Origin of the sequence: Nonomuraea cavernae (genome assembly GCF_014646355.1) — a bacterium.
Classification (GTDB): Bacteria; Actinomycetota; Actinomycetes; order Streptosporangiales; family Streptosporangiaceae; genus Nonomuraea; species Nonomuraea cavernae.
This window is the reverse complement of the sequence record NZ_BMNH01000004.1, coordinates 67,333-91,437: the sequence shown is the minus strand read 5'-3', so window position 1 is coordinate 91,437 and position 24,105 is coordinate 67,333. Positions and strand designations below refer to the sequence as shown.

The 24,105-nt window shown below is 71.7% G+C and carries 23 protein-coding genes; 8 read left to right on the top strand and 15 right to left on the bottom strand.

The features are described 5' to 3' along the window. Positions 1-4 precede the first annotated feature (4 nt). Together IEY82_RS09650 and IEY82_RS09645 are read left to right on the top strand one after the other, a co-directional pair. Positions 5-217 carry a DUF2277 domain-containing protein gene (locus tag IEY82_RS09650; RefSeq protein ID WP_189123688.1) on the top strand — a complete coding sequence of 71 codons (213 nt, stop codon included), beginning with the start codon at positions 5-7 and terminating at the stop codon, positions 215-217. 63 nt (positions 218-280) lie between these two features. Beyond that, on the top strand, positions 281-2,194 hold the full coding sequence (locus tag IEY82_RS09645; RefSeq protein ID WP_189123687.1) for a hypothetical protein: 1,914 nt from the start codon (positions 281-283) through the stop codon (positions 2,192-2,194). On the opposite strand, the gene IEY82_RS09640 is transcribed toward IEY82_RS09645, so the two are convergent. Continuing rightward, positions 2,178-2,705 (bottom strand): septum formation initiator, encoded by a 528-nt coding sequence (locus tag IEY82_RS09640; RefSeq protein WP_189123686.1) that lies wholly within the window; start codon positions 2,703-2,705, stop codon positions 2,178-2,180. The two genes, IEY82_RS09645 and IEY82_RS09640, sit on opposite strands and share 17 nt — an antisense overlap. A 93-nt stretch (positions 2,706-2,798) precedes the next feature. Here IEY82_RS09640 and IEY82_RS09635 point away from each other — a divergent pair, with 93 nt between their 5' ends. Genes IEY82_RS09635 through IEY82_RS09625 form a run of 3 tightly spaced genes read left to right on the top strand, consistent with a single transcriptional unit; the run spans position 2,799 to position 5,109 of the window. Next, complete coding sequence (locus IEY82_RS09635; RefSeq protein WP_189123685.1) at positions 2,799-3,479, top strand: response regulator transcription factor; 681 nt, start codon at positions 2,799-2,801, stop codon at positions 3,477-3,479. Beyond that, positions 3,476-4,714, top strand: coding sequence for a sensor histidine kinase (locus tag IEY82_RS09630; protein ID WP_189123684.1), 1,239 nt, complete (start codon positions 3,476-3,478; stop codon positions 4,712-4,714). Before IEY82_RS09635 ends, IEY82_RS09630 begins: the two co-directional genes overlap by 4 nt. Before the next feature lie 35 nt (positions 4,715-4,749). Continuing rightward, positions 4,750-5,109, top strand: coding sequence for a PepSY domain-containing protein (locus IEY82_RS09625; RefSeq protein ID WP_189123683.1), 360 nt, complete (start codon positions 4,750-4,752; stop codon positions 5,107-5,109). A gap of 127 nt (positions 5,110-5,236) precedes the next feature. Here IEY82_RS09625 and IEY82_RS09620 read toward each other — a convergent pair whose 3' ends face one another. The 6 genes from IEY82_RS09620 to IEY82_RS09595 form a co-directional block, all read right to left on the bottom strand. Next, on the bottom strand, positions 5,237-5,923 hold the full coding sequence (locus IEY82_RS09620) for an HNH endonuclease family protein (protein WP_225262537.1): 687 nt from the start codon (positions 5,921-5,923) through the stop codon (positions 5,237-5,239). Between the two features lie 46 nt (positions 5,924-5,969). Next, entirely contained in the window at positions 5,970-9,224 is a 3,255-nt protein-coding gene (locus IEY82_RS09615) for a 2Fe-2S iron-sulfur cluster-binding protein (RefSeq protein ID WP_308015948.1), read from the bottom strand. Next, positions 9,221-9,469 (bottom strand): sarcosine oxidase subunit delta, encoded by a 249-nt coding sequence (locus tag IEY82_RS09610; protein WP_189123682.1) that lies wholly within the window; start codon positions 9,467-9,469, stop codon positions 9,221-9,223. Before IEY82_RS09610 ends, IEY82_RS09615 begins: the two co-directional genes overlap by 4 nt. Positions 9,470-9,482: 13 nt before the next feature. Continuing rightward, positions 9,483-10,685: a sarcosine oxidase subunit beta family protein gene (locus tag IEY82_RS09605; protein WP_189123681.1), complete on the bottom strand. Its 1,203-nt coding sequence runs from the start codon at positions 10,683-10,685 to the stop codon at positions 9,483-9,485. After that, complete coding sequence (locus IEY82_RS09600; protein WP_189123680.1) at positions 10,682-13,129, bottom strand: GcvT family protein; 2,448 nt, start codon at positions 13,127-13,129, stop codon at positions 10,682-10,684. Before IEY82_RS09600 ends, IEY82_RS09605 begins: the two co-directional genes overlap by 4 nt. Before the next feature lie 233 nt (positions 13,130-13,362). Then, complete coding sequence (locus tag IEY82_RS09595) at positions 13,363-14,832, bottom strand: MFS transporter (protein WP_189123679.1); 1,470 nt, start codon at positions 14,830-14,832, stop codon at positions 13,363-13,365. 104 nt (positions 14,833-14,936) lie between these two features. Here IEY82_RS09595 and IEY82_RS09590 point away from each other — a divergent pair, with 104 nt between their 5' ends. Continuing rightward, positions 14,937-15,545: a TetR/AcrR family transcriptional regulator gene (locus IEY82_RS09590; protein WP_189123678.1), complete on the top strand. Its 609-nt coding sequence runs from the start codon at positions 14,937-14,939 to the stop codon at positions 15,543-15,545. A 298-nt stretch (positions 15,546-15,843) separates the two neighbouring features. Here the strand turns inward: IEY82_RS09590 and IEY82_RS09585 are convergent, their stop codons facing one another. Beyond that, positions 15,844-16,437, bottom strand: a complete 594-nt coding sequence (locus IEY82_RS09585) for an SDR family NAD(P)-dependent oxidoreductase (RefSeq protein WP_189123677.1) — start codon at positions 16,435-16,437, stop codon at positions 15,844-15,846. 111 nt (positions 16,438-16,548) lie between these two features. On the opposite strand from IEY82_RS09585, the gene IEY82_RS09580 reads away from it, so the two are divergent. Then, on the top strand, positions 16,549-17,154 hold the full coding sequence (locus tag IEY82_RS09580) for a TetR/AcrR family transcriptional regulator (RefSeq protein ID WP_189123676.1): 606 nt from the start codon (positions 16,549-16,551) through the stop codon (positions 17,152-17,154). 124 nt (positions 17,155-17,278) lie between these two features. Here the strand turns inward: IEY82_RS09580 and IEY82_RS09575 are convergent, their stop codons facing one another. The 6 genes from IEY82_RS09575 to miaA are packed head-to-tail and all read right to left on the bottom strand — an operon-like array spanning position 17,279 to position 23,289. Continuing rightward, positions 17,279-17,641, bottom strand: a complete 363-nt coding sequence (locus IEY82_RS09575; protein ID WP_189123675.1) for a phosphomannose isomerase type II C-terminal cupin domain — start codon at positions 17,639-17,641, stop codon at positions 17,279-17,281. 59 nt (positions 17,642-17,700) lie between these two features. After that, positions 17,701-18,459 carry an SDR family NAD(P)-dependent oxidoreductase gene (locus tag IEY82_RS09570; RefSeq protein WP_189123674.1) on the bottom strand — a complete coding sequence of 253 codons (759 nt, stop codon included), beginning with the start codon at positions 18,457-18,459 and terminating at the stop codon, positions 17,701-17,703. Position 18,460: 1 nt separating this feature from the next. After that, positions 18,461-20,737, bottom strand: coding sequence for a tetratricopeptide repeat protein (locus IEY82_RS09565; RefSeq protein ID WP_189123673.1), 2,277 nt, complete (start codon positions 20,735-20,737; stop codon positions 18,461-18,463). A gap of 19 nt (positions 20,738-20,756) precedes the next feature. Further along, the gene (locus tag IEY82_RS09560) at positions 20,757-21,512 is read right to left on the bottom strand and encodes an SCO6745 family protein (protein ID WP_225262534.1); all 756 of its coding nucleotides are present in this window, start codon (positions 21,510-21,512) and stop codon (positions 20,757-20,759) included. Positions 21,513-21,561: 49 nt separating this feature from the next. Beyond that, complete coding sequence (gene dapF / locus IEY82_RS09555; protein WP_189123672.1) at positions 21,562-22,374, bottom strand: diaminopimelate epimerase; 813 nt, start codon at positions 22,372-22,374, stop codon at positions 21,562-21,564. 9 nt (positions 22,375-22,383) lie between these two features. Next, positions 22,384-23,289 (bottom strand): tRNA (adenosine(37)-N6)-dimethylallyltransferase MiaA, encoded by a 906-nt coding sequence (miaA, locus tag IEY82_RS09550; protein ID WP_189123671.1) that lies wholly within the window; start codon positions 23,287-23,289, stop codon positions 22,384-22,386. An 83-nt stretch (positions 23,290-23,372) separates the two neighbouring features. On the opposite strand from miaA, the gene IEY82_RS09545 reads away from it, so the two are divergent. Then, on the top strand, positions 23,373-23,564 hold the full coding sequence (locus IEY82_RS09545) for a hypothetical protein (RefSeq protein ID WP_189123670.1): 192 nt from the start codon (positions 23,373-23,375) through the stop codon (positions 23,562-23,564). A gap of 4 nt (positions 23,565-23,568) precedes the next feature. On the opposite strand, the gene IEY82_RS09540 is transcribed toward IEY82_RS09545, so the two are convergent. Next, positions 23,569-24,081: a methylated-DNA--[protein]-cysteine S-methyltransferase gene (locus IEY82_RS09540; protein ID WP_189123669.1), complete on the bottom strand. Its 513-nt coding sequence runs from the start codon at positions 24,079-24,081 to the stop codon at positions 23,569-23,571. Positions 24,082-24,105: the final 24 nt, after the last annotated feature.

Below are 24,105 nucleotides of genomic sequence, written 5' to 3'. Positions count from 1 at the left end.
AGGCATGTGCAGAAGCATCAAGACCCTCCGCCCGCCCTACACCGAGGACGTCACCGAAGACGACGTCCGGGCGGCCGCCCTGCAGTACGTCCGTAAGATCTCCGGGTTCCGCGCGCCCGCCTCGCACAACGCGGAGGCGTTCGACCGGGCGGTGGAGACGATCACCAGGGCGTCCGAGGAGTTGCTCGGGGCGCTGCATGTTCGTGGAGGCCGTTGACAGGGCCGACCGCCGGGATAAGTCTCCCCGATGTACCCCCACATCGATTCCAGGGAGCATCCCATGATCAGCGGGCTGTATCAGGGTCAGGACGGCGACGCGCGCCTGGAGCTCCGGATCGATGTGGACGGCCTGCGCCCGACCGGCCGGGTCAGCGGCGACGTGTTCTCCGTGGCGGGCTCGACCACCGCGTACGTCGGCTCGTTCGTGGTCAACTCCGTCGCCGTACGGGCCGAGGGTGACGAGGCGCGGATCGAGGGACGGGGCGTCTTCACCTTCGACGCGCCGGTCAGGGACGTCAGCGTGACGATCAGCCACGGCACCGGCCGGGCCGTGGTCGCCGGGCGGTCCTACCCGGTGTCCTACGACTCGCCGTACTTCCGCAGCGTGCTGCTGGAACAGGACTCGGTGACGGGCGCCGAGCCGTTCACCGCCTACAACACCGGGGCGCTGCCCTGCCCGCCGGGCACCGCGGCCCGCGATCTCGGCGTCGTCGAGGCGTTCGCGGAGGCCGGGGTCCGGCTGACCGTGGCCCGGCCGGGCGTGATCCCGGTCGACGGGTCGGGCGCCGACCTGGCGTGGGACGACGCCGAGCTGCACCACGCGATGACGCAGCAGTTCAGCGGGTTCGGCGACGCCGTGGCCTGGCGGGTGTGGCTGCTGGTGGCGAGCAGGCACGTGGGCGGCTACCGGGGCATCATGTTCGACTACAACGACGCCCACCAGCGGCAGGGGTCCGCGGTGTTCTACGACGCCATCAAGGGCGACTCGCCGCAGGCGCAGCGGGCGCAACTGCGCACGTACGTGCACGAGCTGGGGCACGCGTTCAACCTGCTGCACTCGTGGCAGAAGAACCTCGCCACGCCGCCCCAGCCGCTCGGCCCCAGCGGCGGCTTCGGCGACCTGTCGTGGATGAACTACGTGCAGAACTACCGGCCCGGGGGCGAGATCGGCTACTGGTCGGCGTTCCCCTTCCAGTTCACCGATCCCGAGCTGGTGCACCTGCGCCACGGGTTCTACCGGGACGTGGCGATGGGCGCCAACGCGTTCGGCACCGGCGCCGCCGAGATCACGCCCTTCGAGCAGCCCGTCGAGGACCGTTCCGGGCTGCGGCTGGAGGTGCGGGCCAAGGAGGCGTTCGGCTTCGGGGAGCCGGTGGTGGTGGAGCTCAAGCTGTCGGGCACGGGCGAGGCGCGCACCACGCACAGCCACCTGCATCCCGACACCGAGTTCACCCAGATCTGCGTCACCCGTCCCGACGGCCGGACCCTGCTCTACCGGCCGATGATGCGGCACTGCGTCGACTCGTCGAACGAGGTGCGGCTCGACGAGGGCAACCCGGCCATGTACCGGAGCGCCTACATCGGGCACGGGCGCGACGGCCACTACTTCCAGCAGCCCGGCGAGTACCACGTCCGCGGGCAGTACATCGCCGCCGACGGCTCGCGCATCGTCTCGCCCTCCTGCCTGGTCAGGGTGCGCTACCCGGTCACCGGCGACGATCACCGGGTGGCGGAGCTGATGCTGGGCGAGGAGCAGGGCAAGCTGTTCTCGCTGCTCGGCTCCGACTCGCCGTCGCTGCGCGCCGGCAACGAGGCGCTGGACGAGCTGGTCGACAGGTACGGCGGGCATCCCCTGGCCGTCTACGCCCGCCTGGTCAAGGGCCTGAACGCCGAGCGGGAGTTCAAAACGCTCACCGCCGGCAAGCGGCTGCGGATCCGGCCGCCGGACCCCAAGCGGGGCATCGAGCAGCTGACCGCGGTGGCCCGTGAGGCGAGCATCGACAACATCACCCTGAACCTGGTGATGCGCCGCCTGGCCAGAGCCGAGGCCAGACAGGGCGACCTGGGCCGGGCCGGCACGGTGCTGGACGAGATGGTGTCCAGGTTCGCGGCCAAGGGCATCAACCCCATCGTGATGGGGCAGATCCGGCGGCAGGCCGAGCTGACGAAGGCGGCGCTCAGCGCGGAAGCATGACCGGCCGGCCGCCCGAGCAGCCGATGGTCACCTCGACGTCCTCCCCCTCGTCGGGCTCGAACTCCACCGTGGCCTCGTGGCGGGGGCCCGGCTCGACGCCGTCGACGGAGTAGCCCTGGGCCGGGCTCCACGACCGGAGCGTCACCTGGTCGCCCTGGCAGGCGGCGACGACCGTGCCGCCGCGCGTCCGGATCAGCTCCTCGCGGGGCGCGGGGGGCGAGCTCGCCCCGGGCGGCGTGACCGACGGGGTCGCGGACGGCGGGATGGACGGCGCGGTCGACGGCGCGGTCGACGGCGCGGTCGACGGTGTGGCGGACGGTGTGACCGGTGGCGTGGTGGAGGGCGCGGCCGGGCGCGGGGTCACGGAGGAGAGCGCGGCGCGGATCTCCCCCTGGCTCAGCACGCGGCCGGACGAGCCGGTGAGGGCACTGCCGAGCAGGCCGAGCACCGCCACGGCCGCGCCGGTGGCCGCCACCGCCGTGACCACCCAGGCCAGCACGAGTCTCTTCACTGCGCCAGTTTCCGCCATCTGCGGCTAATGCCTGGTTAAGGCAACGCTAAGAGCGCTCCTCGCATGGTGTTTCACCGTCTACGGTTTCCCCATATGGCTGACATCCTGCTCATCGAGGACGACGTGGCGATCCGCAGCGCGCTGAGCCGCGGCCTGCGGGACCTCGGCCATGCCGTCTCCTCGGCTCCCACGGCTTTCGAGGGGCTGCGGCTGGCCGTCGACGACCGGCCCGATCTGGTCGTGCTCGACCTGGGGCTGCCCGACCTCGACGGCGTGGACCTGCTGCGCATGCTGCGCGCGGTGAGCCGGGTGCCGGTGATCGTCGCGACGGCGCGCGAAGGCGACTCCGAGATGGTGCCGGTGCTCGACGCGGGGGCCGACGACTATGTCGTCAAGCCGTACAGCGCGGCGCAGCTGGACGCGCGGATCAGGGCCGTGCTGCGGCGCGCGGGAGCGGAGCCCGCGGCCGAGCCGCTGCTCGTGGGCGGGCTGCGCGTCGACCCGCGGGCCAGGGCGGCCACGCTCGACGGACAGGAGCTGGATCTGACACCGCGTGAGTTCGACGTGCTGCACTACCTGGCCGCCCGGCCCGGCGAGGTGGTGAGCAAGCGGCAGTTGCTCACGGAGGTGTGGCAGCTCCCCTACGGCGGCGCGGACAAGACGGTCGACGTGCACCTGTCGTGGCTGCGCAGGAAACTGGGCGAGACCGCCGCGGACCCCCGCTATCTGCACACCGTGCGCGGGGTCGGGGTCAAGCTGACCGAGCCGTCATGAGGCGCTGGCTGGCGCTGCTGGTGGCGGCCACCACCTCGCTGGTGCTGATCGCGCTGCTGGTGCCGATGGCGCTGCTGATCCGGTCGGTGGCGGAGAACGGCGCGATGAACCGCGCCACCGCCGCCGCCGAGTCGGTGAGCGTCGCCGTCGGCACCCCCGACCTGGCGCTGGCGGTCGAGCAGGTGCCCCGGCCGGTGACGGTGTTCCTGCCGGATGGGCGGGTCCTGGGCGCCGCCGCTCCCCGCTCCGCCGCCGTACGCCTCGCCGCGACCGGCCGCAGCGTCACCGCGGAGGCGCCCGATGGCAGGGAGGTGTTGTCGTCCGCCCAGACCTCCGAGGGCACGGCGGTGATCAGGGTCTTCGTGAGCGACGCCGAGCTGACGCGAGGCGTCCGCGAGGCCTGGGCGGCGCTGCTGGTCCTGGGGCTGGGGCTGGTCCTGCTCGGCATCGTGCTGGCCGACCGGCTGGCGCTGGCCGTGACGAGGCCGGTCGACGGGCTGGCCCGCGTCTCGCACCGGCTGGCGAGCGGCGACCTGGCCGCGCGGGCCGAGCCGGGCGGACCGCCCGAGGTCCGGTCGGTGGCCCTGGCCCTCAACCACCTGGCCACCCGCATCGATGACCTGCTGGCGGCCGAGCGGGAGTCGGTGGCCGACCTGTCGCACCGGCTGCGCACCCCGCTGACGGCCCTGCGGCTGGACGCGGAGGCGCTGCGCGACCCGGAGGAGGCGGCCAGGCTCGCGGCCCGGGTCGACGCGCTGGAGCGGGCGGTGAGCACCGTCATCACCGACGCCCGGCGGCGTTCGGCCGGCCGGGAGAGCTGCGACGCGACCGCGGTGGTGCGGGAGCGGGTGCGGTTCTGGTCGGTGCTGGCCGAGGACCAGGGGCGCGAGGTGGAGGTGTCCCTGCCGGACGCGGAGCTGCCCGTGGCGGTGGGCGCGGCCGACCTCGCGGCCTGCGTGGACGCGCTGCTGGGCAACGTCTTCGCGCACACCCCCGAGGGCGTCCCGTTCGCCGTGCGGCTGGCTCCGCGCGGCTCCGGCGCCGCGCTGACCGTGAGCGACCGGGGGCCGGGGTTCGATCCCGCCCTGGCCAGGCGGGGTGACAGCGCGGGCGGCTCGACCGGTCTCGGGCTCGACATCGCCCGCCGCGCGGCCGAGTCCTCGGGCGGGTCGCTGTCGGTCTCGTACGCCGCCGGGGGCGGGGCGGTCGTGGACGTGGTGTTAACCGGTCCTTAGCGCGCTCTTACCGGCGATCACGATGAGGTGGGGCCATGCGGATCACAAACAGAGTCATCGCAGTAGGTACCGGAATCGTCTTCCTCATCGCGGGCGGCAGCACGGCGGTCGCCGTCGCCGCCACGTCCGCCACCGCCCCGCCTGTGGCCCCCAAGGTCACCGCGGAGCAGGCCATCAAGATCGCCCACGACCAGGTGCCCGGCGGGTGGATCGACGACGTGTCCCTCGACCGGGACGACTCGAAGACGGCGAAGTGGGAGGTCGACCTGGTCAAGGGTGACGTGGAGCACGAGTTCGACCTCGACGCGACGAGCGGGAAGGTGCTCAAGCACGAGACGGCGAAGGCGACCGCCTCCGACGACTCCGACGACTCGAACGACTCCGACGACGACTGACCACCGTGAGACGTCGAAGGCCGAGCGGCGGGGAGTTCCGTCCGGCTCGGCGCCCTGACGTCCCGCCGTTCCGCCGTCCATGGACCGTCCCGGATCGCGCCGGTTCTCCGGCGCGATCCGGGCTGTGTCAGCAGGTGTCCAGGATGTCCTTCATCGCGGTCTTCTCGGCAGCGGTGACCCAGACGTCGTACTTCGCCTTCACCTCGACCTGACGGGCGATGTACGCGCACCGGTACGCCTTGCGCGGGGGCAGCCAGGTCGCGGCGTCGGCGTCGCTCTTCTGGCCGTTCAGCGGGCCGTCGACCGCGAGCAGGTTGAGCGGGTCGTTGGCGAACTCCTTGCGCTTGGTGTCCGTCCACTGCTGGGCGCCCTTCTGCCAGGCGTCCGAGAGCGGGATCAGGTGGTCGATCTGGACCGCCGTACTGGTGTCCTGGCCACGCTTGAAGGAGATGGTCTTGCCGCTGTAGGGGTCCTTCAGGGTGCCGGTGAGCACGATGCAGTCATGGGTGCCGGGCTTGAAGGTCTCGTCGGTCAGGTCACGCTTGAGGATGTCGTTGCGGGTGTCGCAGCCGTTGCGGTCGACGTCCGCCCAGGCGGGGCCGAACTTCTCGCGTTCGAACCCGGTGCGCGGGGCACGGCCTTTGACGGCCAGCTTGTCCAGCTTCTTGAGGGCGTCGGTGATGTCGCTCTTGGAATGGGAGCCTTTCGAGTCGGCGGCGGAGCCGGTGTCGGCATCGATCCGCGCTTCCAGTTCCCCGCATCCGGTGAGCAACGCCGCAGCAGCTAATCCGGCCAATCCAACACGAAACCGCACACTGTCTCCCAGACTTATAGTTTTTCGTAAAGTCTAGGTAGAGCTATTACCCCAAAATCACCAAATTCCCCGCTATAGCATCGAGAAGCCATTCGGCCAGGTACGCGGTGAACGACGCGCGCACGTAGACGCGGTAGCCGGAGGCCGTCGGCTCCAGGATGACCGGGGCCTGGCCGAGCAGCGTCTGGACCGGTGCGGTGAACACCGAGGGGTGCAGGTCGACCGGGCAGCCGGTGATCAGCACGTCCAGCGCGCCCGGCCCGTCGAGCTCCAGCACCGTCCGCTGGGCGGACACGTCCACCCAGCCCGGCCGCCCCTCAGGCTCGCCCGTCACCAGCCACCAGGCCGGTCCCAGCCGTAGCCCGGTGCCCGGATCCGCGCCGCGCACCTCCCACATCGGGATGAACGGCGCCTCCCGCACCCGTACGCGGTCGTCGCCGGCCGCCGCGAAGCGCTCCGCGAACCCGGCCGCCGGGCTCTCCGCCCGGCACGCCTCCGCTGAGGGACCGGCCGGGGAAGGGCTCGCGTCTCCTCCGCGCCGGGCCACGGACGGGTCGCCGTCACGGCGGGTGTTCTCCGGGTCGTAGAAGACGGGCTCCACCACCGTCACCGGAACGGCCGCCTGGCCGGAGACGGCCGTGAGCCGGTCGCCGGTCGTGACGTCGCGGACCATGGCCAGGCCGAACGTCCGGCCGAGCGCCGCACTGGTGTAGCCGGAGGTGACGTGGCCGAGCATCACCCGGTCGCCGGGCCCGGCCACCAGCTGCGCGCCCTCCTCCACCTGCTCCGCCGGGTCGTCGGCGAGCAGCCCGACGAGCCGCTTGCGACCGTCGCGCGAGGTGTCCGGCCGCGCGTGCGAGCGCCTGCCCATGTAGTCGGGCTTGCGCTTCGACACCAGCCAGGACAGGCCCAGGTCCTGCGGGGTGACGGTCCCGTCGGTCTCCTGGCCGACGATGGCGAACCCCTTCTCGGCCCGCAGCACGTGCATGGTCTCGGTCCCGTACGGCACCGCGCCCAGGCCCAGAACGGCCTCCCAGAGGCTCCGGCCGTACCAGGAGGGCACGTTGACCTCGTACGCGAGCTCGCCCGAGAAGCTGATCCTGAACACCCGCCCCTCCACCCCGAGCACCTCGGCGGCCGTGTGCCTCATGAACGCCAGCCCGGCGGCGTCCGGCGCGATCACGGAGAGCACCTCGCGGGCTCGGGGCCCCACGACCGCGACCGTCGCCCAGTGGTCGGTCACCGAGGTGAAGGAGACGTCGAGCGCGGGCCACTCGGTCTGGTGCCACTCCTCCAGCCAGTCGAGCACGGCCGCCGCGTTGCCCGTCGTGGTGGTCATCAGGTAGTGGTCGTCGCCGAGCCGGCTGGTGGTGCCGTCGTCGAAGACCATCCCGTCGGCGCCGCACATCACCCCGTAGCGGCAGGCTCCGACGGGGAGCGTGGAGTACAGGTTGGTGTAGATCCGGTCGAGGAACCCGCCCGCGTCGCCGCCTCTGATGTCGATCTTGCCGAGCGTGGAGGCGTCCATCGCGGCGACCCCGGTGCGGGCCGCGTGGCACTCCCGTCGCACGGCCTCATTCAGGCCCTCGCCGTCGCGGGGGAAGTACCACGGGCGCTTCCACTGGCCGACGTCCTCGAAGACCGCTCCCCTGGCCAGATGCGAGGCGTGCAGGGCGGTCGTCCTCACCGGGTCGGACAGCGGCCCCCGGTCACGCCCGGCCAGGGTCGCGAACGACACCGGCGTGTACGGCGGCCGGTACGTGGTGCCGCCCACCTGGCCAGGCCCGACCCCGAGCAGCGCGGACATCACCCCCGTCACCACGGCCCCGGAGGTCTTGCCCTGGTCGGCTCCGGTGCCCGCGGTGGTGTAGCGCTTGACGTGCTCGGGGGAGCGCATCCCGGCGCCCGTGGCCCTGGCCAGATCGGCCACGGTGACGTCGCGGTGCAGATCCACGAACGCGGGTTCGCTGAGGCCGGGCTCGGTGCCGACCGGCTCGGCGCGGACCGGCTCGCCGCCACCGGCTTGGGTCGCGCCGGGACCGGTCATCCAGAGCGCCGCCGGGGCCCGCAGCGCCCGCTCGTCGCCGTCCGGCACCCTCGGGAGGTGAACGGGGCCGAACCCCGCCTGCTCGGCGGCCTGCGCCCCGGCGGCGAATCCGTCCTCGATCGCCTCGGCCGTGCCGTACAGCCCCCGGCAGGCCCCCGCCGACCGTTCGGCCTGCGCCGACACGTCGGGCACGAACGTCTGAAGCCCCTCGTCGAAGCGGAGCGTGCCCTGCGACTGGCTGAACAGGTGCACAGCGGGGTTCCAGCCGCCCGCCACGGCCAGCAGGTCGGCCTCGACCCGCCGCGACCCGATCCGGACGCCGTCGAGCAGCCCGCCGGCGTCGGCGGTGGTGCCGGTGACGACCTCGCCGCCGGGCGCGCGCGGGTCCACGATCTCCGCGACCTCCACTCCGGCGGCGGCCAGGTCGCGGGCCGCCTCGTAGCCGGAGTCGGCGCAGGCGAAGACGACGGCCCGGCGGCCGGGGCGCACGCCGTACCGGTTGGCGTAGGCGCGGGCGGCGGAGGCGAGCATGACGCCCGGCCGGTCGTTGCCGGGGAACGCGAGCGACCGCTCGTGCGCGCCGGTCGCCAGCACCACCCCGCGCGCCCGGAAGTGCCACAGTCGCTCACCGCCGGGCCGCCGTTCGACGGCCACCAGGTAGTTGTGGTCGTGGTAGCCGATCGCGGTCGTCCGCGTCATGACCCTGACCTCGGGCAGCGTGGCCAGCCGCGCCGCCACCAGCGCCGCCCAGTCCAGGCCCCGGGCGCCGTCGAGCCGCACGCGGCTGTTCAGCAGGTCGCCGCCGAGCCGCGGCTGGTCGTCCACCAGGATGACCCGCGCGCCCGTCAGGCCCGCCGCCAGCGCCGCGGCCAGCCCGGCGGGCCCGCCGCCGACGACGAGCACGTCGCAGTGCAGGTAGCCCTTGTCGCAGCGCCGGTCGTCGGCCGCGTCGAGGTCCACCCGGCCCTTGCCGCGCAGGCTCCACGCCTCCAGCCCGTCGCGCAGCTCGACGGTGGTGGCCGCCACCATCGGGTCGGCCCCCACCCGGACCAGCGCGTTGGGCTCCTCGGCGCCGGCGGAGAAGACGCCGCGCGGCCGTCCCAGCTCCACGCTGCGGCCCACCACGCGCACCCCGCAGGCGAGCAGCGCCGAGGCGAGGGTGTCGCCGGGGTGCCCCTGGAGCGCGTGGCCGTCGAAGCGGAACGACAGCGTGACCGAGCGGTCGACCAGACCGCCCGAAGGGAGACGGGTCATCGTGGCTTCCGGATCTCGTGGGTGACGGTGTGCCGCTCGACGGTCAGCCAGACGCGGCAGCCGTGCGCGTGGAACCAGCGCTCGTGGAACCAGCCCTTGGGGTTGTCGCGCCGGAACACGTACCCGGCCCATTCGTCGTCGGTCAGCTCCGCGGGCCGCTCTGGGTAGGCGATCCCGGCCTGGCCGCCGTACCGGAACTCGTTCTCGTCGCGCGGCCCGCAGTGCGGGCAGTCGATCAGCAGCATCGGCGCTCCCCTCTCAGTGCGCTACGGCGGCCGCGCCGTGCTCGTCGATGAGCGCGCCCGTGGTGAACCGTTCGAGCGCGAACGGCACGGCGAGCGGATGCGGCTCGTCGTGCGCGATCGTGTGCGCGTAGACCCAGCCGGAGCCGGGAGTGGCCTTGAACCCGCCGGTGCCCCAGCCGGCGTTGACGTACAGACCTTCGACGGGAGTGCGGCCGATGATCGGCGAGGCGTCGGGCGAGACGTCCACGATGCCGGCCCAGGTCCGCAGCACCCGCACCCGGCTGAAGATCGGGAACAGCTCCAGCGCCGCCGCCATCTGCGCCTCGATCACGTGGAACGCGCCGCGCTGGCCGTAGGAGTTGTACGCGTCGATGCCCGCTCCCATGACCAGCTCGCCCTTGTGCGCCTGGCTCACGTAGACGTGCACGGCGTTGGACATGACCACGCAGTCGAGCACCGGCTCCAGCAGCTCCGACACCAGCGCCTGCAACGGGTGCGACTGCAGCGGCAGCGGGATCCCGGCCCGCTCGGCCAGCACCGAGGTGTGCCCGGCGGAGGCCAGCGCGACCTTCCCGGCCGCGATCCGGCCCCGCGAGGTGCGCACGGCCCGCACCCGGCCGCCTTCGATGTCGAAGCCGGTCACCTCGCAGCCCTGGATCAGGTCGATGCCGTAGGCGTCGGCCTTGCGGGCCAGCGCCCAGGCCACGTGGTCGTGCTTGGCGATGCCGCCGCGCCGCTGCAGGGTCGCGCCCAGCACCGGATGGCGAGCGGAGGAGGACACGTTGACGATCGGGCAGAACTTCCTGACCTCGTCGGCGTCGAGCCACTCGGCGTCGACCCCGTTCAGCCGGTTGGCGTTGACCCGGCGCCTGCCCTCGCGCACGTCGCCCAGGCTGTGGGCCAGGTTGAGCACGCCGCGCTGGCTGAACATCAGGTCGTAGTCGAGCTCCTCGCTCAGCCCCTCCCACAGCTTGAGCGAGTGCTCGTAGATCGCGGCGCTCTCGTCCCACAGGTAGTTGGAGCGGATGATCGTGGTGTTGCGGGCCATGTTGCCGCCGGCCAGCCAGCCCTTCTCCAGCACCGCCACGTTCGTCAGGCCGTGGTTCGCCGCCAGGTAGTAGGCGGTGGCCAGACCGTGTCCGCCGCCGCCCACGATGACCACGTCGTAGGAGGGCTTGGGGTCGGGGTCGCGCCAGAGGAAGTCGGGATGGGTCAACGTCTGATCTTCTCCATCTTGGGGTCGAACAGCGGTTCGGCGGCGACCTCGGCGGGGACTTGCCGCCCGAAGTATGAAATATCGACATGTGTGCCTGGGGTGGTCAGCTCGATCGGCAGCCAGGCGTACGCGATGGGCCGCTCGATCGTGTGCCCGTAGGCGGCGCTCGTGACGTATCCGACCGTACGGCCCGCGTGCCGCACCGGCTCCTTGCCCATGACCACCTCGGCGCTGAGCAGCGGCACGAGCTTGCGGGTGATGTCGGCGGACAGCGCGTCGCGGCCCAGGAAGTCCTTGTCGTCACGGACGGCGAACGCCAGCCCCGCCTCGTACGGGTTGTGCTCGGGCGTCATGTCGACCCCCCACAGCCGGTAGCCCTTCTCCAGGCGCAGGCTGTTGAACGCGGCCCTGCCCCCGGCGATCGGCAGGCCGGTGGCCCAGAGCGTGTCCCAGAGCTTGAGGCCCAGGTCGGCCGTGGTGTAGAGCTCCCAGCCCAGCTCCCCCACGTAGGACACGCGCATCGCGATGACCGGCACGTGCCCGACGTACCCCTCCTTGCAGGTGAAGTAGCGGAAGCCCGCGTGGGACAGGTCCATGTCCGTGAGCGGCTGGACCAGCTCCCTGGCCAGCGGGCCCCACACGCCGACGCAGCAGGTGCCCGGCGTGATGTCGCGGACCCGCACGTCGCGGGGCGCGTGCCGGGTCAGCCAGTCGAGGTCGAGGTTGCCGTTGGCGCCGACCTGGAAGCGGTCCTCCGCCAGCCGCGCCACCGTCAGGTCGGAGCGGACCCCGCCACGGGCGTCGAGCAGCAGCGCGTAGGTGACCGAGCCAGGCTTCTTGTCCACGTTGTTGGTGGTCAGGTGCTGCAGGAAGGAGACCGCCCCGGGCCCGCGCACCTCGATCCGCTTCAGCGGCGTCATGTCGTAGAGGGCGACCTTCTCCCTGGTCAGGTAGGACTCGGCGGCGGCCACCGGCGACCAGTACCTCCTGGCCCACTCCCCCCGCCGGGCCAGGCCGACCAGCGGCTCGGCGGCCGCCTCCGGCACCTCCCCGTCGCTGCCCCGCCGCCGGATCAGCTCCTCCAGCGCCGGAACGTTCGCCTCGAACCAGTGCGGCCGCTCCCACCCGGCGGCCTCCAGGAAGGCCGCACCCAGCTCGGTCTGGCGCTGGTAGAACGGGCTGGTCCGCATCGGCCGCGGCGACTCCATCGGCTGCAGCGGATGGATCACGTCGTAGACCTCGACGAAGTTCCGCCTGCCGCGCTCCTCGACGAAGGCCGGGGCCAGCTGGACCTTCTCGAACCTGCTGAGCTCGCATTCGTGCAGGTCGAAGCTCGAACACCCATCAACCAGCAGCTCGGCCACGGCCTTGGCGACGCCCGCGGAGTGCGTCACCCAGACCGCCTCGGCCAGCCAGAACCCGTCCAGCTCCGGCGCCTCCCCGATGAGCGGGAAGCCGTCGGGGGTGAAGGAGAAGATCCCGTTGATGCCGTCGGTGCAGGTGGACTCGCCGAGCGCGGGCAGCAGCTCGACGGCGTCGCGCCAGGACGGCTCGAAGTCCTTCTCGGTGAACGCCTGCACCGAGGGCATCACGGTGCCCTTCGGCCCGATCTCGTGCTGCCCGACCGGCATCGGCCGGTGCGCGTAGGACCCGATCCCGACGCGGTCGCCGTGGCCGCGGAAGTACAGGTCGCGATCCTGGTGCCGCAGGATGGGCCCCTCGGGTACGGCCAGCGGCCCGGACTTGGCGTACTGGTGGGCCAGCGGCAGCAGCGGCACGGTGAGCCCGGCCATCTTCCCGACGGACGGCCCCCAGAACCCGGCGGCGCACACGACCACGTCGGCCGGGATGACCCGGTACTTCGCGTCCCCGGTCTCGACCGCGACCCCGGTGACCCGGCCGCCCCGCTGTTCGACGCCCACCACGGTGTGCCTCGCCAGCAGCCGCGCCCCGCGTTCCGCGGCCCGGCCCGCCTGCGCCTCCGCGCTCCTGAGGGCGGCGGCCAGCCCGTCGCTCGGCACGTGGAAGCCGCCCAGCACCAGGCGCCGGTCGAGCATCGGCCAGAGCTCCAGGCACCGGTCGGTGTCGACCAGCTCGCCCTCCACCCCCCAGGACTCGGCCCACCCCGCCTTGCGGTGCAGGTCGGTCCAGCGTTCAGGGGTGGTGGCCACCTCAAGCCCGCCGACCTGGTCGAAGCAGGGGCGCCCGGCGAGCCTGAGCCGGGTGTACTTGCGCACCGTGTAGGAGGCGAACTCGGTCATCGTCTTGGACGGGTTCGTCTGGAAGACCAGGCCCGGGGCGTGCGAGCTGGACCCGCCGGTGGCGAAGAGCGGCCCCTGGTCGACGACGGTGACATCGGTCCACCCCCGCCCGGTGAGCTCGTCGGCCAGGGCACAGCCCACGATGCCGGCTCCAATGATCACCAAACGAGGCCGGCTCCCCATGCACCCTCCGGTTGTTCCCTATTACGCAACAAAAACCGGACTACGGAACGAACATAGAGCCCAGAACACCGCCGGACAAGGCCCCGCGTCCCTCCCTCGGACACGCGAGGGATCAAGTGACCCGCCTGGTCCGGGACTCCTCTGTCCCGGGCCAGGCGAGGGTCAGGCCGCCGCCGGCGCGCGGCGATGTGCTCTCATCCTCAGTCGGAGGGATCTGGTCGGCGCTCACTACCTCAGGGCAGGCGTGTTCTCTTCATCACAAAAAAGATGATCAGCAGTGCCGTGGCCGCGAAGCCAAGGCTGACGGCGAAGGCTGCCCCCATGCCCGCGGCGATGGCATCGACTGTGGGGCGCGTCACGGAGGCGCTGTTTTCTTCGATGGTCGAGGCGTACACAGTGGACAGTGCCGCAAGGCCGACCGAGGCGCCGATGAGCATCGCGGTCTGGAGCACCCCGGCGGCAACTCCCGACTCGGCAGGGTCGACGGTGGACATGATCGCCATGTTGAACGGTACGACGACCAAGCCCAGCCCCACCCCTGCCAGCAGCAGGGGACCGGCGATGCCGGCCACGTAACTTGTCATCGCCGAGATCGGAACCAGCCACGCCACGCCGGCCACGAGCAACGCCACACCGACGAGCGCGACGGTCTTGGCGCTGAACTTGGCAATCGCTTTCGATGCGTTCTGCGCGGTCAGCAACATCCCGATCGCCATGGGCAGGAACGCCAACCCGGCCTGCAGTGGGCTGTGGTGCAGCACCTCCTGGAGAAACTGGACAACGAAGAACTGCATGCTCACCGTCACCATGGGGATCAGCAGGAGGCCGGCGAAGGCAGCGGCGCGGGTACGGTCGGCGAACAGCCGGAGTGGCATGATCGGCTGCCTCGCCCGTGACTCGATCAGCACGAACGCGACCAGCAGTACGACCCCGGTCGTCAGCGCCGCGAGCGCGACCGGGTCCTGCCAGCCGTGCTCGACTGTACGCGCCAGCGCGAGGGCCACCCCGACCAGCCCGAACACCGACGTCAGCGCCCCGCTCACATCGAAACGGCCCGCCCGTGTCGGCGACTTGGCGACATATCGCGGTGCGACCAGGATCGCGAACAGCCCTATGGGGACGTTGATGAACAGCACCCAGCGCCAAGACAGCGCGGTGGTGATGACTCCACCCAGGACCAGGCCGAAGGTCATGGCAGAAGCGGTGACCGAGGAGTAGACACCGAGGGCCTTGGCCTGCAGGCTGCCCTGGAAGTTGGTGGTCAGCAGGGCAAGCGTGCTCGGCGCGGCCAACGCCGCACCCAGACCTTGCACGGCGCGGGCGACGATGAGCACCTCGGGGGTGGGGGCTAAGCCGCCCAGCAGGGAGGCGGCGGTGAACAGCGCCATGCCAATGAGGAACACCTTACGGTGGCCGAGAATGTCACCGGCACGGCCGCCGAGCAGCATCAAGCCGCCGTAGGCGAGCAGAAAGGCGTTGGTGACCCAGGACAGCCCGACGGGGGTGAACCCGAGACCGCCCCGGATCTCAGGCAGCGCGACGTTCATGATCGTGGCGTCGAGCATCAGAATCAGCTCGCAGGAAACGATCACGGCCAGTGTCATCACACCGAAGCCGGTCAGCTTTGCGTCAGCGGCTCGCGGCGCCGCGTCGGTGGCGGGCGCCGGTGCTGCAGCGGGGGATCTTTCGGGTGGGCTCGACATCTCTCCTCCTCAGACTGGGCGATCTCCATATAGGGAACCAGGTGGTTCACTATATGGGGCCAGTAGGGTGAGAGCGCAACGGTCGAGTGCGTACGGAGGGGTCGATGACCACATCGGCGGAACAGGCGGCGCGGCCGGAGCCGCCCATCTCGCGGCGGCGTGGTGAAGCGCTGCGCCGGGTCATCTTCGACGCGGTGATCGAGCAGCTCGGGACCGTCGGCTACGCCAAGCTGAGCACCAACCGAGTCGCCGCCGCGGCCGGCACCGGTAAGGCGGCCCTGTACCGGCGGTGGCGCAACAAGGAGGAACTGGTACGCGATGCGCTGCGCGACCTGCTTCCCGCCCCGCCGGAGATCCCCGCAGACACACCGCTCCGCGACGGCCTGGTGATATTCCTCGGCTACCTCAATCAGGCACTGTTCGACTCCAAGGGCACGGCCTTCCAGGCGGTGGCGGCCGCAGGCGATGAGCAGACCGCCCAGCTACGTGTTCTCTTCCATGAGTCGGTCACCGTGCCCTGCGAGACACGCATCATCGAGCTGATCAGAAGATACGGCGGCGCCGCATCGGGTGCGAGCGAGACGGCGATCGCCGCAGCCGGGCCAGCGATGCTCCTCTACCACTGCATCAGCGGACAACCCAAGAGCACCGGCGAGCAGATCGAAGCGGTCGTCGATGACCTGCTGCTCCCGCTCATCGGGTCTGGTGGATGATCAGGTTGGCGGCCGAGCACCTCGCTCAGAATCCGGGCCGCCTCCTGCCCGCTGACGCGATCGAACGCGATGTCGATCAGCTCGCCCGATGGCGAGTACGGCCATGCCCGCAATGTCCAGAACGCTCGCCTGGTCCAGCGGGGGTGCCTGCCGGTGGTCACCCAGTTCTCGAGGATTCGCCGGACGGCACCCAGGTAGACGTACGAGGTGGTGTCGGAACGCGGGCGGGCGCGGGCCTCTCCGGCGTACGGTCAGGTCAGCCAGGCCGCTGTCGGTAACGAACTGCGGATCTTGGATTTCACGAGCCAGGCGGTTGCGGGACGGCGTGCTCGGCCGCCTCCCACGCCTCGCAGGTGGCCATCCGCCGCCGCGACAGGTCGAACGCGAGGTCGTGCGCGGCCTCCATCGCCAGCGCTTCACTCATCCCCTCCAGGGCGAACTTGCTCGCGCTGTACATCCCCGTCATCGGGTGGCCGCCGAGGCCGCCGATGCTGGAGACCTGGACGAGGTGACCCGAGCCCTGCTCCCGCAACCGCGGCAGCACGGCCTGGCTCACCCACAACGCGCCGAAGAAGTCGGTCTCCATCTGCGCCCGGGCCTCGGCCTCGCCGAACTCCTCGATCATGCCCATGTGCAGGGTGCCGGCGTTGTTGACCACGATGTCCAGCCGCCCGAACTGCTCGACGGCGACCTCCACGGCAGCGAACACCGCGTCGCGATCGGTCACGTCCACGGGCAGCGCGAGCAACCGGTCCCCGGCCAGTCCGGCGAGCGGCTCCACGTCACGGGCGAGTCCCACCACCCGGTCTCCGACGCCGAGCGCCGCCTCGGTGAACGCCCTGCCCAGCCCGCGGCTGGCACCGGTGACGAACCACACACGTCCAGCGGTCATGGCCTGCACCTCCTTCTTTAGACGAGACGGTTCGTCTCGTGTCCTGAACTACGCCTCCCCGCCATGGAGCTGTCAAGCCGAACCGTCTCGTCTCGTGATACTTTGCCCCCCATGACCGACCGCCGACAAACACCTCCCGACGCCAACCGACGCAGCGAGGCGTCCAGGCGGGCCATCCTCATGGCCGCGTTCGAGCTGGTGGGAGAGGTGGGCTACGCCAGGCTCAGCATCGAGGGCATCGCCGCCCGCGCCGGCGTGGGCAAGCAGACGATCTACCGGTGGTGGCCGTCCAAGGGCGCGGTCCTGTTCGACGCCTTCCTGTCGCTGTCCGAGGGCCAGGAGGGCGACGCGGCGCTCCCCGACACGGGCGACCTGGAGGCCGATCTCAAGGAAGTGCTCCGCGCCACGGTCGCCGAGCTGACTGACCCCCGGTTCGACGAGCCGATGCGTGCGCTCAACACCGAGATCGCGACCGACCCGGAGCTCGCCGCGCGCTACGCCGAGCAGTTGGAGGAGCCCATGAAAGAGCTCAAGAAGACCCGACTGCGCAAGGCCCAGGAGGCCGGCCAGCTACCCGCCGACCTCGACCTCGACGTGGCCGTCGACCTGCTGTGGGGCGCGGTCCACCGGCGCTGGCTCTATCGCAGCGGCCCGCTGACATCGGACTACGCGGACGCAGTGGTGAAAACCGCCCTGACCGGCCTTTACGCCCGCTGATCCGCTCTTCCGCCGATCCACCGCCGGCCCGATGTCCGATCCGCCGTTCAATGGGATCGCCCATCCGCCGCCGATCCGCCGTTCGATGCGATCGTCGCCCTGCCGCCGATCCGATCGCTGACCGTCAGGAACGGCCGTAGGCGTCCTCAAGACGCTCGATGTCGTCCTCGTCGAAGTGCCCAAAGGCGATCTCCAGGATGCGGGTGGCCGGACCGGAGGAGCTGAGCCGGTGGGTCTGCCCGCGACGGATGAGAATGCGCTCGCCCACCTCGGGCTCCAGCCGCTGCCCGTCGACCTCGAAGACGCAGCCCGCGTCGAGGGCGACCCAGAGCTCGTCGCGGTGCTCGTGGCGCTGCAGGCTGAGCGTCTGGCCGGGCGCGACATCAATGATCTTCACGGTCGACGTCTCGTTGAGCGTGAACCGTTCGAAGCCGCCCCACGGACGCTCGTCCCGGATCACCGCGGCCAGCCTGTCGATCTCCTGCATCGTCCCTCCCGCTTCGCAACCCGACGAACCCGAAACGCCCGGGCCAAGAGGGCAAGCTATCAGGTGATCAAAATCCCGCCGTCCACGGGAAGCGTCACACCGGTGATGTACGACGAGGCGTCACTCGCCAGAAAGACGGCTGCCGCCACGAGCTCGGCGGGGTCGCCGGCCCGGCCCATCGGCACCCGCCGCTCCAGCAGCTCCTCCAGGTAGCCCGGTTTGTACTGGGATGTCATCTCGGACTCGAAGAAACCGGGCTCCAGGCAGTTGACCCGGATCCCGCGCCGTCCCGTCCACTGCTGGGCCAGGTCGCGGGTCAGCCCGATCACCGCGGCCTTCGACGCGCTGTAGGCCGCCTGGGGCAGCCCCGCCGTCGTCTCACCGAGGATGCTGCCGATGTTGACGATCGACGATCCGGGCCGCATCACCCGCGCGCACGCCTGGGCCATCCAGTAGGTGCCGAGCAGGTTGATGTCGATCACCTGCCGGAACTCCTCCGGCGTCTCCCGCAGGGCGGGCACCGCGGTGCCCACGCCGGCGTTGTTGATCAGCACGTCGACCGCGCCCAGCTCGGCGACCGCCGCCGCCACGAGCGCGTCGCAGTCTTCGACCCGCGTCACGTCGGTGCGCACGGCCAGGCACCGGCGACCGGCCTCCTCCACCAGCCGCCGCGTGTCCGCGAGCCGGTCGAGGCGCCGGGCGCCGATCACCACGTCGGCGCCGGCCTCGGCCAGCCCCCGGGCGAAGGCCACGCCCAGCCCGGAGGACGCCCCGGTGATGACGGCCACCTTGCCCTCAAGGCTGAAGCTGCGCAGCATTTTAGAGTCCGTACTCCTTCACGATGCGCTCGTGGCGCTCGACCTCGACATCGACCTCGCGGGCCAGGTCGAGCCAGGCCAGCGGGTGCGACCAGCGCTCGGTCGCGTCGTCGAGCAGGGCGTCGACCTCGACCGCCGACACGTTGGGCGGCACCGCGACCCAGCCGAACACGCCCGGCAGCGGGTCGCCGCCGGTCGGGTGGGTGACCGTGTAGTTTTCGTCGCTGTAGACCCACATCGGCCAGCCGCGCTCGGCCATGACCTCGGTGAACTCCGCCCAGTCGGCCTCGCTCGGCGCGGCGCCGTCGAAGAAGTAGCTGGTGTAGCCGCCGGGCCGCAGGATGCGCACCGCGGCGAAGGGCGGCACGAAGTTCTGCTGCTCCTCGGGGTCCTCGGGGAGCGGCTCCAGCAGCTGCGGGTCGAACACGACCAGGTCGCCGGCGTTGTAGTCCATGCCGCGCGGCTGCGGCAGCGCCAGCCTGGCGGTGGCGGGGCCGGTGCGGATGGACAGCACCTGGCGCTGGCCGCCGTCGGGCGCGGGCAGGATGACCCTGATGAGGCCCATCTCCTCCTCGATCGGGCCCTCGGCCGACTTGACCGGCATGCCGATCTTGGCCGCGCCCTTGCGTACGGTGTCCCAGTCTTCGGCCGAGGTGGCCATGACGATCATGCGCCAGACGTCCTCCTCGGTCAGCTCGTCGAGGACCTCGCGCAGCACGTCGGCGCCCCTGGCGTTCTGGTCGAGCTGCTGGGCGGCGGAGGCGACCAGGCGGCGGGCCTCGATGCCGGCCCCGGCGGCGACGGCGTGCTCGGCGGCGTCCAGTGCCTCGGCCCAGCGCTCGCGGGCGCTGTGCAGCCGGGTCAGCGCCAGGTGCTGCTGGTCGTGCGCGAGCATCGCGGCCATCTGCTCCAGCCGCTCGTCCTGCCTCGCCTCGGTGAGCAGCGTGGTCAGGTAGCCGATGTCCTCGGGGTCGGCGGTGGCGATGTCGCCGGAGTCGACCAGCAGCTTCCAGTAGATGTCGGCGCCCGTGGCCGGGTAGCCCAGGAAGCCGAGCGTGGTGGTGTGCCGGCGGGTCGTCTCGAGATCCTGGCCGGAGAGCGGGGCGAGCCAGCCGACCCAGCGCTCGGGGTCGGCGTTGTAGCCGTCGGCGGCGTCGAAGTAGGCGACCCGCTCGTCGAGCGGACCGGGCGCCTCCGGCTCGGCGGTCGCGTCGGCGGCGGCGCGCAGCGCGGCGATGCGCTCGGCCAGGCCCGCGCTCTCGCGCAGCTCGGCGGTGCCCGACTCGGCCAGATCGGCCAGCAGCCGGGCCTGCCAGGCGCCCTGCCTGGCCAGCGCCAGGTGGCCGGCGATCAGCGAGAGCTCGACCCGGGCGCGGTAGCCGCCCATCATGCCGAAGTAGTCGATCCACTGGCGCAGCACCCGGCCGAGCTGCCAGGTGTTGGTGATCTGGGTGGAGCCGGCCAGCTTGCCGACCGCCTCGGACCACTCGACCCAGGAGCGCGGGTGCTCGCCGACCACGTCGAGGTCGGGCAGCGCGTCGACGGCCTCGGCGATGCGGCCGAGCGTGGCCAGGATCAACGCGCGGCGCACGCCGTCGCGGCGGGGCTTGGCCACCGGGTCGTCGGCCTGGAAGTCGGTCGCCGCCTGCAGCGCGGCGAGCGCGTCCTCGGCGCGGCCGGCGGCGAGCAGCGCGCGGGCGCTCTCGGCGCCGAGCTCCCAGCTGGCCTGGCGGTCGGCGGCGCGCAGCCGCTCGACGGCGGCCTCGGCGTAGCCGACGGCCTCGGTGGCCCTGCCCGCGTCGACGAGCGCGGCCACGTACTGCGTGACCAGACCGGTGTAGGCGGGGTCGGCCGGCTGGAGTCCCTCGATGACCGCGCCGAGCGTCTCCATCCGCTCGGTGGCGTAGCCGGGGCCGTCGGCGTTGGCCCACGCCATCGCGAGCGCCTCGACGGCCGCCGGAGCGGACGGGCAGTCGCGCACCCCTTCGCGCTGGGCGAAGGCCAGCAACTGCTCCGCGTCGCCGATCGCGACCGCGCCCTGAGCACGGTCGCCGACCCGGCCGAGCAGATGCCAGTAGCGGGCGTAGAACTCCAGCCAGGGCAGCTCCAGCCCCTCCGCCTGCTGGGCGATGGCCGGGGCCATCACGTCAAGCTGCGGGAAACGGCCCTCGTAGGCCTGTGCGGGCAGGTCTCCCAGCGCCATGGCGAGCCCCACGTTGCCCGCTTCGGAAAGCTGCTGCTGGGTTTCGCCGACCCAGGCCCAGATGTCCACGTCCATGGCAGGTCAGTCTGCCAGGTCAATGCGCGTGCCCCAAACGCAGAAGCTCGATGAGCTCGTCCGATTCGGTGTCGTTGAGAACCGAAAATACCGATGCCATCAGGTCATCTGTGGCCTCCTCCACCGCCGCCCGGCGGGCGACCATGTCCGGCCCCGGCGTCGGATAGGGCTCGGGCCACTGGAAGAACCTCGCGAGGTCGACGCCTGTCACCTGCCCGAACGGCGTGGCGTCGTGCCCGGTGGCGAGCGCGGCCTCCAGCGGACCGAGCCCCGCCCCGATCACCAGGTTGGCGTGCAGGCCGCCGCGCAACTCCCGCACGACGTGCATCAACTGAGTGGCGCGGGCGGGCGGATCTTCGGGCAGCGGCACCGCCCGCCAACCGGCGGCCAGCGGCGCCCCGATCATCGAAGCCCGCCGGACGACCGGTTCGAGCAGCTCGGCGAGCCTGGCGCAGCCGTCGAAGTGGCCGAGCCTGCGTCGTCCCCAGGCGTGGCAGACCTCGGTGTAGAGCTCGACCGCCTTGTCCACGGGGAGCTTGCGGCCGCCGTTCCAGCTCTCCTCGACGTGGCCGGGCGGGAAGAACACCGCGACCGCGGCGACCACGCCGGCGTCGCACTCGCCGAGCACTCCGCACCGGCCGCGGAAGTAGAACTCGCGCGCGCCGAGGCCGTACTCCTCGCAGACCGCCTTGGCCTCCCTGGAGATCATGAAGCCGCCGCCGTACTGGCCTATGGGCGCCTTCACGCTCTTCGCCGTGGTGCGCGGGTCCACCATGTCCACCCCTTCGGTTCAAAAAGTGGACTCAGCATCCCTCAGGAGAACATCATTCTGCAAGCGTCAGGTTTCCGGCCGCGACGAGCACCGCGGGGCCGGACAGATAGCTGGTCTCGGCCTCCAGCGTGACCGTGAGCGTGCCGCCGGGCACCTCCACCGCCCAGGTGCCGGTGGTCTCGCCGCTCAGCCCCGCCGCGGCGACGGCCGTGGCGACCGCGCCGGTGCCGCACGAGCGCGTCTCGCCGACGCCCCGCTCGAAGACCCGCATGACCACGCGCGCCTCGCCCACGGGGTTGAACAGCTCGATGTTGACGCCGCTCGGGAAGACGCCCGGGTCGAACGCGGGCTGGTGGCCGAGGTCGAGCTGGACGACCGGGTCGCCGATGGGACAGGCCAGGTGCGGGTTGCCCAGGTCGACGTGCACGCCTTCGTACTCGTGGCCGCCGACGCCCGCGACGCTCCGGCCGCGTACGACGGGCTTGCCCATCTCCACCGAGACGTCGCCGTCGGCGCCGAGCCGTACCCTCCGGACGCCGCCCCTGGTGGCCATGGCGAACTCGCCCGGCTCGGCCAGGCCGGCCTCGACGAGGTAGCGGGCGAAGACCCGCGCGCCGTTGCCGCACATCTCGGCCATGCTGCCGTCGGCGTTGCGGTAGTCCATGAACCACTCGGCCTGGCCGGCCTGGTCGGAGACCTCGGGGCTGAGCTTGGTCCGCATCACGCGCAGCACGCCGTCGGCGCCGATGCCGGCCCTCCGGTCGCAGATCGCGGCGACGAGCGCGGGATGCAGGTCCAGCTCGCCGTCGGGGTCGGGAAGGATGACGAAGTCGTTCTCGGTGCCGTGGCCCTTGAGGAAGCGCATATCCGAATTTTATGCCGAGTCTGGCCGGGCGATCTGCGCCAGGGATCGTTCGAGCAGGTCGGGAGCGTCATAAGGCAGCCAGCGCACCCGGGGGTCACGCCGGAACCACGACTCCTGGCGCCGGGCGAAGCGCCGGGTGGCCCTGATCGTCTCCTCCAGGGCCTCCTCCTCGGTCCACTCCCCCTCCAGGAACCTCAGCACCTGCGCGTAGCCGAGGGCTCGGCCGGCCGTACGGCCCTCCGCCAGGCCCTGCCCGAGCAGCCCCCGCACCTCCTCGACCAGCCCCGCCGCCCACATGCGCCGGACACGGACCGCGATCCGCTCGTCGAGCTCGGGCCTCGGCACCAGCAGCCCGATCTGCACACTGGGGCAGACCGCCTGGTAGGACGGCATGGTGGCCGAGAACGGCCGGCCGGAGTGTTCGATCACCTCCAGCGCACGGACGATGCGGCGGCCGTTGCTCGGCAGGATCGCGGCGGCCGCGGCCGGGTCCTGTCGCGTGAGCCGTTCGTGCAGCGGCGCGGGACCGGTCTCGGCCAGCTCGGCCTCCAGCCTGGCTCTGATCTCCGGATCGGTGCCCGGGAAGCGCAGGTCGTCGATCGCGGCCCGGACGTACAGGCCGCTGCCGCCGACGAGCACGGGCACCGGCAGCGACTCGATGAGCGGCCGGACCAGCTTCTGGTATTCGGCCACGCTGGCCGTGACCGTGACGTCCCAGACGTCCAGGAGATGGTGCGGGACCCCCCGCTGTTCGGCGAGGGAGAGTTTGGCGGTGCCGATGTCCATTCCTCGGTAAAGCTGCATGGAGTCGGCGTTGACGCACTCACCTCCCAGCCGGAGCGCGATGTCCACGGCGAGGTCGGACTTTCCGGCCGCGGTGGGACCCACGACGGCGATGACTGGCTGCTGGCGCACACCGGTAAGTGTGTCAAGAGTCGGGGTAGGGGGTGACAGACGGCGCCCTGGCGCCGGCCAGGGCCGACTGATCGGGGGGTCAGATGTCGATTCTGGACAAGGTCAAGGAGATGCTCGGCGGCCTTCAGGAGAAGGCGCACCACATCCCCAAGCAGAGCAGGCAGGAGAAGCCGGGCGACATGCCCGGCGAGCCTCGCGCACACGGTGAGGAGACCGCCGGCGGCGGCCAGACGGGACCGGCCGCCCAGGACAAGACCGGCGACGAGGAGGTCTGACCGGTCAGAGGTCGAGGAGCGTTGGCTGCAGGTAGCCCTCGTGGGTGAGCAGCCAGCGCTTCGTCTCGACGCCCTCGCCGCCGCTGAAACCGCCGAGGCCGGTGCCCGCCACGACCCGGTGACACGGCACCACGATCGGGATCGGGTTGGAGCCCATGATCGAGCCGATGCCGCGGGCCGGCACCCGGGACCCGCTGAGGCCGGCCAGCTCGCCGTAGGTCACGGCCGTGCCGTACGGGACGCGGTGCAGCGCCGTGAGCACCTGCCGCCGCGACCCCGACGTCAGCCGCCAGTCGACGGGCGTCTCGAACACCCGCAGCTCACCGGCGAAGTAGGCGTCGAGCTCGGCGACCGCTGAGGCGGCACGGGCAGGGTCGTGCACCTCGGGCAGGCCGAGACGTTCGCTCAGGCGCGCCCGCGACCCCCATCCCGACGCGACCAGGCCGTCCTCGGTGACGGCCAGCACGAACCGCCCCACCGGTGTCGCCAGCTCGGCGAACACGACCGTGGCCATCATGTCCTCAGGTGAAGTCGTCGTACG